A 14,181-nucleotide genomic window follows, 5' to 3' on the forward strand; every position below is an offset into this window, starting at 1 on the left:
GGCCGTACGCAGGGAGGATGCCGCTACCGGCGCCGGGAGCCGCGGCCGGGCTACCGGTCCTCGCCGGGGGGCTCCTCACCGGGCGACTTCCCGCCGGAGGCTTGCCCGCCCTCGGCGCCTGCCTCGGCGTCCGCCTCCGCGTCCTCGTCCTCGTCCTCGTCCTCCGGATGCTGCCCCGGCCCCTCCTGGTGTTCGGCGAGCTTGCTGGGCGAGAGGTCCGTCGCGCTCTCGCCCGGTTCCAGGAGGGTGTCGGCGGGTCCGATGATCAGGGGATCGGCCTCGCCGACCGCCTCGGCGTCCTTCGCCTCGTAGTCCAGGCGGAGCAGCAGATGCCGCATCGCCTCCAGCCGGGCGCGGCGCTTGTCGTTGCTCTTGACCACGGTCCAGGGCGCGGACGGCATGTCCGTGGCCCGGAACATCCGCACCTTGGCGTCGGTGTAGGAATCCCACAGATCGAGGGAGGCGAGATCCGTGGGCGAGAGCTTCCACTGGCGCACCGGGTCCACCCGGCGGATCGCGAAACGGGACTTCTGCTCATTGCGCGAGACGGAGAACCAGAATTTGACGAGGACGATGCCGTCGTCCGTGAGCATCTTCTCGAAGAGCGGCGCCTGCTCCAGGAACTGCTGGTGCTGCTCGGGCGTGCAGAAGCCCATCACCGGCTCGACCCCGGCCCTGTTGTACCAGGACCGGTCGAAGAAGACGATCTCCCCGGCGGAGGGCAGCTGCTCCACATAGCGCTGGAAGTACCACTGGCCCGACTCCCGCTCGGTCGGCTTGTCGAGGGCGACGGTGCGGGTGGTACGGGGGTTGAGCCGCTCGGTGAACCGCTTGATCGTGCCGCCCTTTCCGGCGGCGTCGCGGCCCTCGCAGATGACCACGACCCGCTGCCCCCGCTCCTTCACCGAACGCTGCAGCTTGAGCAGTTCGATCTGCAGGATGCGCTTGCGGCGCTCGTACTCCTTGCGGCGGAGTTTCTCGGTGTACGGATAGTTCTCCTGCCAGGTGCGCAGCGCCCGGCCCTGCTCGTCGAGCAGCACCGGACGCTCCGGGCGGGCGTCGTCCACCTGGAGTCCGTCGAGCAGGTCCTCGTCGTCCATTCCCGTCCCTCTCGCCTCCCTCACCTCTCCCTCCGCGGACCTCGTCGGCCCCGCCGCCCCTGCGCTCCCGCGCGGCGGGGCGGCCCTCAGATCGCGGGCCCCGAGCCCGGACCGGGTCCCGGGAAGCCGGGCAGGTACGGGCCGTAGTGGACGCCGAGCCGCTCGTGGTACTCGGGGTCGCCGAGGTGCTTGTCCCGGGTGAACTCGGGGGCGGCCTTGATCTGCTCCCGGGTGAGGCCCACCTCGATGCGGAAGGTCTCCAGGTCGACCAGCTTGACGGCTCCGGCGGGGATGAGCACCTCCTTGCCGAAGATCCACACCCCGGTGTCGACGACGATCCACTGGGCGCCGGCCTCGTCGGAGTGCTTGTCGACCTTGCCGATGGGCCCGTCCTCGGCCTCGACCTGGTACCCCGTCAGATCGGCGTCGGCCACATGGCCCGAGCCGGATCCATAGCCCCAGACGGTGTTGCTCATGAGCTGACCTCCACGGCGTGACGGCCCGGAGAAGGGTGCGGACCGCACCGCGCATCCTCCCGGCCGCTGTTCCGTTTGTCCGCCCCGTCCCGCCGCAAACCCGCCCCGTCCACCCGGAAGGCCGCCCCCGGCGCACGCGTCCGGCCGCTACCGCCGCTCCCGCACCCACTCCACCGCCTCCGCCACCCCCGGCACCACCGGTACGCCCTCGGGCACCGGCGGGCGGCGCACCAGGACGACCGGGATCCCGGCCTCGCGGGCGGCGGTGAGCTTCGGGGCGGTGGCGGCGCCGCCGCTGTCCTTGGTGACCAGGGCGTCGATGCGGTGGCGGCGCAGCAGCGCGCGCTCCCCGTCGAGGCTGAAGGGGCCCCGGTCGAGAAGCACCTCCGCCCGCGGGGGGAGCGGCGGCTCGGGGGCGTCCACCGAGCGGAGGAGGAACCAGGTGGAGGCGAGTGGGGCGAAGGCGGCCAGGCCCATCCGCCCGGTGGTGAGGAAGACGCGGCTGCCGAGGCCCTCGCCGAGCAGCTCCGCGGCGGCCGCCAGCGAGGGGACCGGACGCCAGTCGTCGCCCGGACCCGCGACCCAGCCGGGGCGGCGCAGGGCGAGCAGGGGAACATGGGCGGTGGCGGCGGCCGCCGCTGCGTGGAAACTCATGGTCCGGGCGAAAGGGTGGGTGGCGTCGATGAGCAGGTCCACCCGGTGCGCGCACAGCCATCCGGCGAGCCCCGCCGCGCCCCCGAAGCCGCCGACGCGCACCTCGCCCGGGGGCAGCCGGGGGCTGGCCACCCGCCCCGCGAGCGAGCTGGTGACGCGCCGCCCCGGCTCGCCGTGCAGCCGTTCGGCGAGGCGGCGGGCCTCGGTCGTACCGCCGAGGATCAGTACGTGCACGGGGTCCGGGTCCTCTCATGAGCGGTGACGGCGGCGGGCGCGGCGCCCAACTCAAGCACACCGGTCTGCGGCCCGGCTGGACGACCGGTGCCTGCGCGACCGCGGCCGCGACCGCCGCGTACACCGCGCTGCTGACCGGCGACTTCCCGGACCCGGTGACCATCACGCTGCCCAAGGGCCAGACCCCTGCCTTCGCCCTGGCGGTGGAGGACCGGGGCGCGGACTGGGCCGCGGCGGGCGTGGTCAAGGACGCCGGGGACGACCCGGACGTCACCCACGGGGCGCTGGTACGGGCGGCGGTGCGCCCGGGGCCCGCGGGCTCGGGCGTGCGCTTCGCGGCGGGCCCCGGCGTCGGCACGGTCACCCGCCCCGGGCTGCCGCTCGCGGTCGGCGAACCGGCCGTGAACCCGGTGCCGCGCCGGATGATCACCGAGCATCTGGCCTCGGTCGCCGCGCGCCACCGGGGGTCCGGCGATGTCCGGGTGGAGATCTCCGTCGACCACGGGGAGGAGCTGGCCCGCTCCACCTGGAACCCCCGCCTGGGCATCCTCGGCGGCCTCTCCATCCTGGGGACCACCGGCATCGTGGTGCCCTACTCCTGCTCGGCGTGGATCGACTCCATCCGCCGCGGGGTGGACGTGGCGCGGGCCGCCGGGCGCACCCATGTGGCCGGGTGCACCGGCTCCACCTCGGAGCGGACCGCGGCCGCCGTCCACGACCTGCCCGAGGACGCCCTGCTCGACATGGGCGACTTCGCGGGCGCGGTCCTGAAGTACCTGCGCCGCCACCCGGTCGACCGCCTCACCCTCTGCGGCGGCTTCGCCAAGCTCTCCAAACTCGCCGCCGGGCACCTGGACCTGCACTCCGCCCGCTCCCAGGTCGACAAGGGCTTCCTCGCCGGACTGGCCCGCCACGGCGGTGCCGACGCCGCCCTGGCCGCCGCGGTCGCGGGCGCCAACACCGGCCTCGAAGCACTCCAGTTGTGCGCCGCCGCCGGGGTCCCGCTCGGCGACCTGGTCGCGGTCACGGCCCGGGACGAGGCGCTGTCCGTACTGCGCGGCGCCCCGATCGCGGTCGACGTGCTCTGCATCGACCGGGCGGGCACGGTGGTGGGCCGCAGCGGGGTGCGCTGAACGGCGGCGGGATGTGCGAGCCCCCGGCCTACGGCTGCCCGGACCCCCGCGCCGCCAGCAGCTCCTCCGCGTACCGGTGCAGCCGCCGCGCCTCCTCGGCGGTGCGCTCGGGCCCGTACGGCGCGTAGGGGTCGAGCGGTTCACCCCGTACGAAGGCGGAGAGCGGGGCGGCGGGCGGGTGGTCGAGGACCCGGCGGAGCGGGGGCACCGCCTCCTCGACGGGTGGAGCGGACCGGCGCATGGCCTCCACCTGGGCTCCTGCCTCGGGGGTGTACTGCCCCGAGAAGCCGGTGCGCACCACCCCCGGGTGGAAGAGGACGTACCGCACCGGGCTGCCGGGACGGGCCGCGTGGAAGCCTGCGCCGAGCAGGTCGTTGAGCCGTCCGCCCTGGGCGAGGGCGGTCAAGCCGTCGTAGTTCCGGGCGAGTTGGAGGTCGTCCCAGTGGACCGGTGCCCCGCCGCCGGGTCCCGCGACATTGAGGAGGACCGGCTTTGGGGCGGCTTCGAGCAGCTCCGCGAGCCCGTGGCCGAGCAGGAAGCGGCTGAGGCAGAAGTGCGCGAAGGTGTACTCCAGGCCCTCGGCCGTGACCAGCCGGTCGCTGCGGAAGTGCCGGGCGCAGAACACCAGGGCGTCGATCCGCGCGAAGGACTCCCGCAGCCGCGCCACCAGCGCCCGGTTCTCCGCCACCAGGCCCAGATCGGCGCGGAGGAAGTGCGCCCGCCCGGCCGTGCCCCGCCGCCGCGCCGCCGCCAGCCACTGCGCCCCCTTCCGCGCACCGCGCCCGACGGCCACCACCTGCTGCCCGCGCTCCAGATACGTATCGGCGAGCGCCCGGCCGATGCCGTCCGTACCACCGGTGATGACATACGTCCTCATCGTCTGCCGCTCCTCTTGCCGTCTCGGTGACCGCCTCCGCGACGGCCTCGGTGACTGCCGCCGCCGCGGGGTGGCGTGGTCCGCGGGCTCACAGGAAGCGGGCCGCGATGCGCTCGGGGGCGAGGTGGACGGTGACCAGCTCCGGGAGGACGGCGTACGACTCCGGGTGGTGCTCGGCGTAGACCTTGCCGCTGTACTTGAGGGCCAGCTCGTCCATCCGCTCGCGGCTGCCCGCGCTCTCGAAGCGGGCGGTGCCGCTGAGCACGGCGTAACCGTAGGGATTCCCGGGCGGGTTGACCGCCACGCTGAGCCGGGGGTCGCGCCGCAGATTGCGGATCTTGACCTTGTCGACGCCGGTCACGAAGAAGAGGCTCCCGCCGCGCCGCCCCACCCAGACCACCGACTGGTGCGGGCTGCCGTCGGGGCGCAGGGTCGCCACCGTGCCGAAGACCCGGGAATCGAGGACCTCCTTCAGCTTCTCGGACATCCGGACCGGACTCACCGACACCACCGCGCACACCCCCGGATCAGCGTTCGACGAGCTCGCCCCCTCGCGGACGACGGCGAGGAGGGCCGAGCATTCAACCGCCACAAGCATGTGACACTTACTGGCTGATTGGCAAGGCGGGTATGGCACTTACCCTCACAGCTGGCTCACCGCTGCCGCCCCTGCCTAAGCTCCGCTCACGATGAGAGCTGACGCGGCACGCAATCTGGACGCGGTCCTCGGGACCGGCGCCCGCCTCCTCGCCCGCGACCCGGGGACGAGCATCGCGGCGATCGCGCAGGCGGCCGGCGTCGACCGGCGCACCGTCTACCGCCGCTTCCCGACCCGCGAGGCGCTGATGGCCGCCGTGCACACGGCCAAGCTCGACGCCTGCGAGGAGGTCGTCGCCCGCGCCCGCCTCGACGAGGCGCCCGTGGCCGTGGCGCTGCACCGCTACGCGGAGGGCATCATCGCCGCCACCAGGAAGTGGCCGGTGGACCTGCGCCAGGTCCAGGACGCGGAGGCCCGGGCCCGCCTCGATGGGCTCCTCGGCCGCCTCGACGCCTTCTTCGAGCGGGCGGTACGCGAGGGCGCGGTACGCCCCGGCCTCCCCGGCGGCTGGGCGCGCGCCCTCCTCGTCCACCTCACCACCCTCGCCTCCCTGGAGATGCCGGAACTGACCCCGGAGCGGGGCGCCGACATGGTGACGCGCACGCTGTTCACCGGGATCGGGGGAGCGGCGGGAGCGGAGTGAGCGATGGCACCGGCGGAAGTGGCGGACTCGACGGGACCGGCGGGCTGGACAGGACCGGTGGGCTGGACAGGACCGGTGGGCTGGACGGGACCGGCGGGCTCAGTGGACCCGGTGGATTCGGCGACATCGGCGGCCTCGACAGCCTCGGCGGCCTCGGCCCGGGTGGAGCCTCGGAGACCGGCCCCCTGAACCCGCCCCGCCCGGAATCCCGTTGACCGCGCCCGCCCTCCGGCGGTCGGATGGCACCCCATGAGCACCCCCAGGCGGACCCCCGCGCACTCCCCCGCGGACACCCTCGCTAACTCCCCTGCGCACAGCGGGAGTTCGCCGGACTCCGGCACCCCGCCCCTCGACGAGGCCCTCGTCCGGCGGCTGATCGCCGGGCGGTTCCCGCGGTGGGCGGGGCTCCCGGTGGAGCGGGTGCCGTCCGGCGGCACGGTCAACGCGATGTTCCGGCTCGGCCCCGACCTGGTCGTACGGCTGCCGCTGCGGGCGGACGGCGCCGAGGACGTGCTCCGGGAGCAGGAGTGGCTGCCGCGCCTCGCGCCGCTGCTGCCCGTGGCCGTGCCCGAGGTGGTGGACGCCGGGGAGCCCGCCGAGGGATATCCCTGGCCGTGGTCGGTCCACCGGTGGCTGCCGGGGCGGCATCCCGGGACGGGGGCGCCGGGCGGAGCCGTACAACTGGCCCACGAGCTGGGGGAGTTCGTGGCGGCGATGCGGCGGGTGGAGCTGCCGGGGGCACCGGCGGCGTATCGCGGCGGGCCGCTGGCCTCGCTCGACGGCGAGACCCGGGCCGCGATCGAGGCGCTGCGTGGGCTGCCCGAAGAGGGCGTGGACCGCGCGGCCGTGACCGCCGTCTGGCAGGAGGCGCTGCGCGCGCCCGGCCCGGCGGGGGAGCCGGTCTGGCTGCACGCCGACCTGATGCCGGGCAACCTCCTGGTGGCGGACGGACGGCTGACCGCGGTGATCGACTTCGGCTGCGCGGGGCGGGGCGACCCGGCCTGCGACCTGTTCCCGGCGTGGAACCTGCTGCCCGCCGGGGCCCGCGAGGTCTTCCGCGAGACCCTCGGCGCCGACGAGGCGACCTGGGTCCGCGGCCGGGCCCGCACCCTCTCCCAGGCCCTGATCTCGCTGCCCCACCACCGCACCGGGAACCCGGCGATGGCGGAGAACGCCCGGCACGTGATCCGGGCGGTGCTGGCGGAGTCCGGGTACTGCGGGTCCGGGGAAGCCTGACCGGACCGCGAGGCCCCCGCCCCGGCCCGGCACACCGCGGCCGTTCCCCCGCCCGGCCGCACCGTCCTCGCCCGACCGGCGGAAATACCGGCGCATCCGGCCAGCCTGCCGCGCGGCCCGGCCGCATTGGTGTGACGATCCGTCGATGTCCTTCGCCGGGCCGGGGGTTACCGGCCCGGTGTGCCGGCCCCGGAAAGCGGTCCCATGTTTGTCCTGCTCGTCGCCAGCGCCTTCAACAGTCTCTGCCAGCGGATGTACGCGGAACTCACCGACCACGGCCACCGGGTGGACGTCGTCCTCGCCTCGCACGGCGAGGAGGCGGTACGCGCGGCCGTCCGGGAGACGGCGCCCCAGCTGATCGTCGCCCCGATGCTGCGCACCCCCCTGCCCGAGGACATCTGGTCCGCCTGCCCCTGCCTGATCGTCCACCCGGGGCCGCTCGGCGACCGCGGCCCCTCGGCGCTCGACTGGGCGCTGCACACCGGGGCCCGGCGGTGGGGCGTCACCGTCCTCCAGGCCGGGGCCGAGCTGGACGCCGGGGACGTCTGGGCCGAGGTGCCCTTCGACGTGCCGCCGGTCGCCAAGAGCGACCTGTACCGGGGCGAGGCCTCCGACGCCGCGGTACGCGCCGTGCTGCTCTCCGTGGAGCGCTTCGCCTCCGGCGGCCACCAGCCGCAGCCGCAGAGCGGGGCGGGCGCGGATTCCGTGCAGGTCGTCTGGCGCGACGGGTTCCGGCAGGCCCAGCGCCGCATCGACTGGTCCGCCGACCCGACCGGGACCGTCGTGCGCAAGCTGCGCACCGCCGACTCCCGGCCCGGGGTCCTCGACGCGCTGCACGGCGAGGAGTTCTATCTGCACGGTGGATGGCCCGAGGACCGGCTGCGCGGCGAACCCGGCGAACTCCTCGCTACCCGCGCCGGGGCGGTGTGCCGGGCCACGGTCGACGGGGCGGTGTGGATCCCCGAACTGCGGGCCCGGCGGATGCCCGGCGGCCCGCGGACCTTCAAGCTCCCGGCCGCCCTCGCCCTCGGTGAGGCGGCCGACGCGCTGCCGCCGATGCCCGCCGCCCTGGAACTGCCCGCCCACCGCCGCACCTGGTCGGACATCCGCTACCGGCAGGACGGCACCATCGGCTACCTCTGGTTCGGCTTCCCCGGCGGCGCGATGAGCACCGCGCACTGCCGCCGCCTGCTCGCCGCCTACCGGTTCGCCCTCACCCGGCCCACCGAGGTCCTGGTCCTCGGCGCGCCCCGCGACTTCTTCTCCAACGGCATCCACCTGGGCGTCATCGAGCACGCCGCCGACCCCGGCCAGGAGTCCTGGGCCAACGTCAACGCCATGGACGACCTGGTCGAGGCGATCCTGCGGACCACCGACCGGATGGTCGTCGCCGCCCTCGGCGGGAACGCCGCCGCCGGTGGCGCCCTGCTCGCCCTCGCCGCCGACGAGGTCTGGTGCCGCGGCGGCGCCGTCCTCAACCCGCACTACCGCCGGATGGGCCTGTACGGCTCCGAGTTCTGGACGTACACGCTGCCGCGCCGGGTCGGCCCCGCCATGGCGGCCGAGCTGATGGAGCGGGCGGAACCGGTCACCGCGGTGAGCGCCCTGCGCCTGGGCCTCGCCGACCGGCTCTTCCCCGTCGCCCCCGAGGACTTCCCCCACGAGGTCGAGCAGTTGGCCACCGCCCTGGCCGGCTCCCTCGACCTGCACCGCAGGATCAGCGAGAAGGCCGCGGCCCGGCAGCGCGACGAGACCGCCCGCCCCCTCGCGGACTACCGCCGCGAGGAACTGGAGCACATGCGCCGCACCTTCTTCGACCCGGAGGCCCCGTACCACGCCCTGCGCACGGACTTCGTCCACAGGACACCGGGTACGGGGAGCCCGCGCCCGCTGGCCGGTTCGGGCACGGGGCCGATGGCGCTTCCGGGGGCACTGCGGGTGGCGGCGCCGGTGGGGTGAGGGGGCTGCCGGGGGGTGGGATGCCGGGTGCGGGATGCCGGGTGCGGGGTGCGGGGTGAGTGAGAGGATCGTTCAACGATCCCCGGATCCCCGAGTACCCACATCCCTGAATCCCCGCGTCCCTGAATGCCAGGGGTCGCGGCTCAGCAGTCGTGCCGGGACCGGTCCGGTGAGTAGAGGTAGCTGTCCCCGAACTGTTCGGCGCCCAGGGTGCGGCCGACCATGATCACGGCGGTACGGACCACCCCCGCCTCCTTCACCTGGGCCGCGATGCCGGCCAGCGTGCCGCGCAGCACCAGCTCCTCGGGGCGGCTGGCCATCGCGACGACGGCGGCCGGGCAGTCGGCCCCGTAGTGCGGCTCCAGTTCGGCGACCACCCGGTCCACGTACCGCGCCGCCAGATGCAGGACAAGCAGGGCGCCGCTGCGGCCGAGGGTGGCCAGGTCCTCCCCCTCCGGCATCGCCGTGGCCTGCTGGGCGACCCGTGTGAGGATGACCGTCTGGCCCACCGTGGGCACCGTCAGCTCCCGCCCCAGCGCGGCAGCAGCGGCGGCGAAGGCGGGCACCCCGGGCACCACCTCGTACGGGATCTCTGCCGCGTCCAGTCGCCGCATCTGCTCGGCCATCGCGCTGAAGACGGAGGGGTCGCCCGAGTGCAGCCGCGCCACGTCGTGGCCCTCGGCGTGCGCGCGGACCAGTTCGGCGGTGATCTCGTCCAGGTCGAGCCGCGCGGTGTCCACCAGCCGGGCGCCCGGCGGGCACTCGGCGAGGAGTTCGCGCGGGACGAGGCTGCCGGCGTACAGGCAGACCCGGCAGGCGGCGAGGGTGCGGGCGCCGCGCAGGGTGATCAGATCGGCGGCGCCGGGCCCCGCGCCGATGAAGTACACGGTCATGCGCCTGCTCCCGGAGGGGTCGAGGTCGAGGTCGAGTCAAGGGCGGAGGAGGTGGAGGCCGAGTCGGGGGTGGAGGGCTCCGAGGTGCTGCATCCGGGCGGCTCCTCGCTGGGCGGGGGCGGCTCCTCGCTGGGCGGGGGCGGGTTCTCCACCTCCGGTACGGGCGGGTTCTCCACCCCGGGACGGACACCGGGGGTGGAGGACGCGGAACCGGGCGGCGCCGAAGGCTTGCGTACCGACCACTGCGTCACCGGCATCGCCTGCCGCCAGCCGGTGAAGCCGCCCACCGGCGCGGCGTGCGCGACGGCCAGCCGCACGAGGTCGCCGCCGTGCCGCCGGTAGCACTCGGTGAGCAGGGCCTCCGACTCCAGGGTGACCGTGTTGGCGACCAGGCGGGCGCCGGGCGGCAGCGCCTGCCAGCAGGCGTCGAGCAGCCCGGGAGCGGTGAGACCGCCGCCGATGAAGACCGCGTCGGGGAACGGGAGTTGGGCAAGCGCCTGAGGTGCGGCACCGGTCACGACCTGGAGCCCTGGGACACCGAGCTGCTCGGCGTTGGCGCGGATGCGCTCGGCGCGGGCCGGGTCGCGTTCGACGCAGACGGCGCGGCAGGAGGGATGCGTACGCATCCACTCGATGCCGATCGAGCCCGAGCCGCCGCCGATGTCCCAGAGCAGTTCGCCGGGTTCGGGCGCGAGGACGGCCAGCGTGGCGGCGCGCACATGGCGCTTGGTGAGCTGCCCGTCGTGCGCGTACGCCGCGTCCGGCAGCCCCGGCACCGCACCGAGCGGCAGCGCTTCCGCCGCCCTGCGGCACTCCACGGCCACCAGATTGAGCGGATCCCCGAGCGGCTCCGCCCAGTCCTGGGCCATACGCTCCGGCCCGGTACGTTCCTTCTCGCCCCCGAGCTGCTCCATGACCCGCATCCGGCTCGGCCCGAAGCCGCGGTCCCGCAGCAGCGCGGCCACCTCGGCCGGGGTCGCCGCCCCCGCGCTCAGGACGAGCAGCCGCCGCCCGGGGTGCAGCGCGGCGGCGAGCCCCGCGAGCGGGCGCCCCACGAGGGTGACCGTCGCGGTCTCCTCCACCGCCCAGCCGAGCCGGGCGCAGGCATAGGACACCGAGGAGGGATGCGGCAGCACCCGCAGCGCCCCGGCCGCGACCGCCTCCGCCCCCAGCACCTCGGCCAGCGTCCGCCCGATCCCGTAGAACAGCGGGTCCCCACTGGCCAGTACGGCGACCCGGCGCCCCGCATACCGTGCGAGCAGCCCCGGCACCGCGGGCCGCAGCGGCGAGGGCCAGGCCACCCGTTCCCCTCGGCACTCCGGCGGCAGCAGGGCCAGCTGCCGCGCCCCGCCGAGCAGCACCTCGGCGTCCAGCAGCGCCGCCCGCGCCGCCCCCGGCAGCCCTTCCCAGCCGTCGGCCCCGATCCCGGCCACGGTCACCACCGGCACGGAAGGAACTGAGGGAGTCACTGCGGGGCACCTCGAAGAAGACGGGAGAGGGGAAGCGGGAGAAGAAAGAGAAACGGGCGGGTCAGCGGGGCAGGAAGGGCAAAGGGCGGGCAACCGCACTTTACTGGCCAGTCGGTTTTCGGTCCCGGGCGGGCGGGACGCCGAGCCCGGCGCCGGGGGCGGGACCGGCTCGCTTCCCGAGCGGCGGCGCGCCCCGCCCTCCCCGCTCCTCCACCGGATCACGCCCGCCGCCCGTACCGCGCGACCCCGCACGCCCGAAGTGCTCCCATTGCCACCCGTGCGCCCGTACGCGAAATCCCCGGCGGTGCAAGGTCCCCGAAGGCAGACACCTCACCTGACAAGGGCATACGCCTCCTGCAAGCGGACCGCCCGGTACGGCCACCGCCCACCGCAGCGTCCCCTCCCGCCTCACCGCCCCCACCCCGCCTCGGCGGAAGGCCGCGCTCGGCACGCCCCCGCCCTCGCCGACGCGGGGCGGCGGAACACCCCGGGCGGGGGCGCACGACCGAGGTCGGCGCCTCGACGCAGGTTCCGTGCAAGGTTTCTGACAGTTCCTCATACGGGCTCTGTGCGGGCGCGCGGTGACAGTCCCTTCACCGGCGCCCGAAAACGGGGGGCGCCCGCCAGGCACGGGGGCCAACAGGCCTCCGTCAAGCGGTACTTCAGAGAAGGGACACGGGGGACATGAACCGATCTCACTCGTCAGCCGGTGAGGGGAGCCCGGGGGGCCGTCAGTGGCTCACCCTCCCCGGGCAGAAGCGCGTACTCGCCATCGTCCACTCCCTCACCTACCTCAAGCGGATGCGCGATGTACTGGCCCTGTTCGAGGGCGACTTCCGGGTGCAGGTGCTCTTCACCGCGCCGCCGCATGTCTTCGGCGGCGAAGTGCCGCACGCCCTGCGCGAGTTGGGCAGTGCGGTGGTGCCCTGGGAGCAGGCGACCCGGGAGCGCTTCGACCTGGCACTGGCCGCGGGGCCGCGCGGGGTGAGCGAGGTGGACGCCCCGCTGGTGGCCCTGTCGCACGGCGCCGGGTACGTGAAGCGGATCAGCGGCCTCGGGCCGGAGGAGGACGGAATCCCGGGGCTGCGCAGGAAGGACGTGATGCCGGACGGGGCCACCCTGCCGGCCGCGCTCACCGTCCCGCACACCGAGGAGCTGCGGGGTCTGGCCCGCAGCTGCCCGGAGGCTCTGCCGATCACGCGGGTGGTCGGGGACCCGGTGTGCGACCGGGTCACGGCGAGCCTCCCGCACCGCGCCGCCTACCGCGAGGCCCTGGGACTGCGCGCCGAGGAGAAGCTGGTCCTCTTCCTCTCCACCTGGGGCCCGCACTCTGCCTTCGCCAAGGCGGAGACCCTGCTCCCCCGGCTCGCCACCGAACTCCCGAAGGACCGCTTCCGCACCGCGGTGCTGCTCCACCCCAACGTCTTCGCCTGGCACGGGCGTTACCAGGTGTCCGCCTGGCTCGCGGCCTGCGTGCGGCGCGGCATCGCCGTACTTCCCCCGGAGACGGAATGGCGGAGCCTGCTGGTCGCCGCCGATCACCTGCTGGGCGATCACGGCAGCCTGTCCGTCTACGCCACGCTCACCGACGCGCCCATCCTGCTGGCGAGTTCACCGGAGCGGGAGATCAACCCGGATTCCCCCGCCGCCACCCTCGCGGCAACGGCCCCCGCCCTGACGGGATCGGCCCCGCTCCCCGAGCAACTGGCCTACGCCGCCTCGCAGTACCGGCGCGAGGAGTACGCGGCGATCGCGGCCCGGCTGACCTCCTGCCCGGGCGAGTTCGCCCGCCGCATGCGCCGCGTCCTCTACCTCGCCCTGGGCCTCGGCCAGCCCGCCCACGAACCCCCCACGGCCCGCCTGCCACTGCCGGTACGCCCGCCGGAGTGGTCGGGACCGGGCGCCCCGGGGGCGGCTTGGGAGGTGTCGGCGTGAGCGGGTTCGTGGCGGTGCATCTGCTGGGGGAGGGGGTGCCGGACGGGCGGGTGCGGGCCCTCGTACGGGAGGCGGAAGCGCACGGCCTCAGGGCTCTCGGGGCCCGCGTGGACGGGTTCGGGCTGGTCGCGACGCTCACCCGGCCGGGCCCTACCCGGAGCGAGCCGTGGGAGCGGGCCCTACCGGAGTCGGACGCCCCCCTCGACATCCATCTCTCCGTCACCGCGCCCGGGCCTCACGCCCGCGTCGACCTGGACGGCCTTGCCCAGGCCGACGTACTGGCGCTGCTGGAGGTCAACTCCATTGATCAGGCACGTAGTTCGGCAGGACGGCTGCTGCGCGACCACCCCGGCTGCCTGCTGGCGACGGCCCCCGCGAGGCACGGGTGGGCAGTCGCCGTCCGGAACACCGGGAGGGGCCGAGGAGGGCTGTCGCTGCATGAACTCCGCCTCGACGGCGGGTCGTTCACGTCGGCGACGGCGCGACTGCTGCTTCCGTCCTGCCTGCACGGCTGGCTGACCACCGGGCGGCGTCTGCAAGGAAGGGAGAGAGTCACGCTGCTGGAGTGAGGGAGCGGATGGGGCACGCGATCTGCAGCGCGAGCCACGCGGAGAATTCGCGAAAGAGGCGGGTCGGCAGCTACGCGACCCGCCTCCATTCCTTACATGGACACCTCAAAATGCCTTCCTCTGTCATCGCCGCCGCCGCGCCGCCCGTCCCGGACTTCTTGAACATCGGAATGCAGGCCGAGGCCACCACCCTCCGGGCGGGCACCCCCTCCGCAGCAGCCACATCGACAGAGAAACGCCACGAGACATCCTCCACGCGCCCCGCACCGGACGGGCCACCGAGGCTCTGCTCGGAGGCGTACGGTATTCGGCCCTCCGTCGGCGACCCGGACACCACACCCGCCACGAGGAAAGGGAAAAGGACGACCGTCCGGGAAATGCGCACCCCACGGTTCGGCAACTCTC

General features: G+C 74.7%; 13 protein-coding genes. 6 read left to right on the forward strand and 7 right to left on the reverse strand.

Annotated features, from left to right (window positions below; translation table 11 throughout):
* Positions 1-50: 50 nt before the first annotated feature.
* The 3 genes from ppk2 to HFV08_RS06780 form a co-directional block, all read right to left on the reverse strand.
* Entirely contained in the window at positions 51-1,100 is a 1,050-nt protein-coding gene (gene ppk2 / locus HFV08_RS06770) for a polyphosphate kinase 2 (protein ID WP_168536820.1), read from the reverse strand.
* A gap of 86 nt (positions 1,101-1,186) precedes the next feature.
* The gene (locus HFV08_RS06775; RefSeq protein ID WP_168536822.1) at positions 1,187-1,576 is read right to left on the reverse strand and encodes a ribosome maturation factor RimM; all 390 of its coding nucleotides are present in this window, start codon (positions 1,574-1,576) and stop codon (positions 1,187-1,189) included.
* Positions 1,577-1,723: 147 nt separating this feature from the next.
* Positions 1,724-2,464 (reverse strand): cobalt-precorrin-6A reductase, encoded by a 741-nt coding sequence (locus HFV08_RS06780; protein WP_168536824.1) that lies wholly within the window; start codon positions 2,462-2,464, stop codon positions 1,724-1,726.
* Between the two features lie 17 nt (positions 2,465-2,481).
* Here HFV08_RS06780 and HFV08_RS06785 point away from each other — a divergent pair, with 17 nt between their 5' ends.
* A complete protein-coding gene (locus HFV08_RS06785; protein ID WP_168536826.1) occupies positions 2,482-3,597 on the forward strand; it encodes a cobalt-precorrin-5B (C(1))-methyltransferase in 1,116 nt (371 codons plus the stop codon).
* A 28-nt stretch (positions 3,598-3,625) separates the two neighbouring features.
* On the opposite strand, the gene HFV08_RS06790 is transcribed toward HFV08_RS06785, so the two are convergent.
* Together HFV08_RS06790 and HFV08_RS06795 are read right to left on the reverse strand one after the other, a co-directional pair.
* Positions 3,626-4,474, reverse strand: a complete 849-nt coding sequence (locus HFV08_RS06790; RefSeq protein WP_168536828.1) for an SDR family NAD(P)-dependent oxidoreductase — start codon at positions 4,472-4,474, stop codon at positions 3,626-3,628.
* Positions 4,475-4,562: 88 nt separating this feature from the next.
* Positions 4,563-4,961, reverse strand: a complete 399-nt coding sequence (locus HFV08_RS06795; protein ID WP_210429939.1) for a PPOX class F420-dependent oxidoreductase — start codon at positions 4,959-4,961, stop codon at positions 4,563-4,565.
* Positions 4,962-5,163: 202 nt separating this feature from the next.
* On the opposite strand from HFV08_RS06795, the gene HFV08_RS06800 reads away from it, so the two are divergent.
* From HFV08_RS06800 to HFV08_RS06810, 3 genes are all read left to right on the forward strand, one after another.
* Positions 5,164-5,715, forward strand: coding sequence for a TetR/AcrR family transcriptional regulator (locus HFV08_RS06800; RefSeq protein WP_168536830.1), 552 nt, complete (start codon positions 5,164-5,166; stop codon positions 5,713-5,715).
* A 249-nt stretch (positions 5,716-5,964) separates the two neighbouring features.
* Positions 5,965-6,951 (forward strand): aminoglycoside phosphotransferase family protein, encoded by a 987-nt coding sequence (locus tag HFV08_RS06805; RefSeq protein WP_168536832.1) that lies wholly within the window; start codon positions 5,965-5,967, stop codon positions 6,949-6,951.
* Positions 6,952-7,155: 204 nt separating this feature from the next.
* Positions 7,156-8,910: a hydrogenase maturation protein gene (locus HFV08_RS06810; RefSeq protein WP_168536834.1), complete on the forward strand. Its 1,755-nt coding sequence runs from the start codon at positions 7,156-7,158 to the stop codon at positions 8,908-8,910.
* A gap of 143 nt (positions 8,911-9,053) precedes the next feature.
* Here HFV08_RS06810 and cobM read toward each other — a convergent pair whose 3' ends face one another.
* On the reverse strand, positions 9,054-9,803 hold the full coding sequence (gene cobM, locus HFV08_RS06815; RefSeq protein WP_168536836.1) for a precorrin-4 C(11)-methyltransferase: 750 nt from the start codon (positions 9,801-9,803) through the stop codon (positions 9,054-9,056).
* Positions 9,800-11,272 (reverse strand): precorrin-6y C5,15-methyltransferase (decarboxylating) subunit CbiE, encoded by a 1,473-nt coding sequence (gene cbiE / locus HFV08_RS06820; protein WP_312885431.1) that lies wholly within the window; start codon positions 11,270-11,272, stop codon positions 9,800-9,802. Before cbiE ends, cobM begins: the two co-directional genes overlap by 4 nt.
* Before the next feature lie 684 nt (positions 11,273-11,956).
* Between cbiE and HFV08_RS06825 the strand changes: the two genes are divergently transcribed.
* Both HFV08_RS06825 and HFV08_RS06830 read left to right on the forward strand, forming a co-directional pair.
* A complete protein-coding gene (locus HFV08_RS06825; RefSeq protein WP_210429940.1) occupies positions 11,957-13,207 on the forward strand; it encodes a hypothetical protein in 1,251 nt (416 codons plus the stop codon).
* Positions 13,204-13,776: a hypothetical protein gene (locus tag HFV08_RS06830; RefSeq protein WP_168536838.1), complete on the forward strand. Its 573-nt coding sequence runs from the start codon at positions 13,204-13,206 to the stop codon at positions 13,774-13,776. The genes HFV08_RS06825 and HFV08_RS06830 overlap by 4 nt, the downstream gene beginning before the upstream one ends.
* Positions 13,777-14,181: the final 405 nt, after the last annotated feature.

This window comes from Streptomyces physcomitrii (genome assembly GCF_012273655.1).
GTDB classification, from domain to species: domain Bacteria; phylum Actinomycetota; class Actinomycetes; order Streptomycetales; family Streptomycetaceae; genus Streptomyces; species Streptomyces physcomitrii.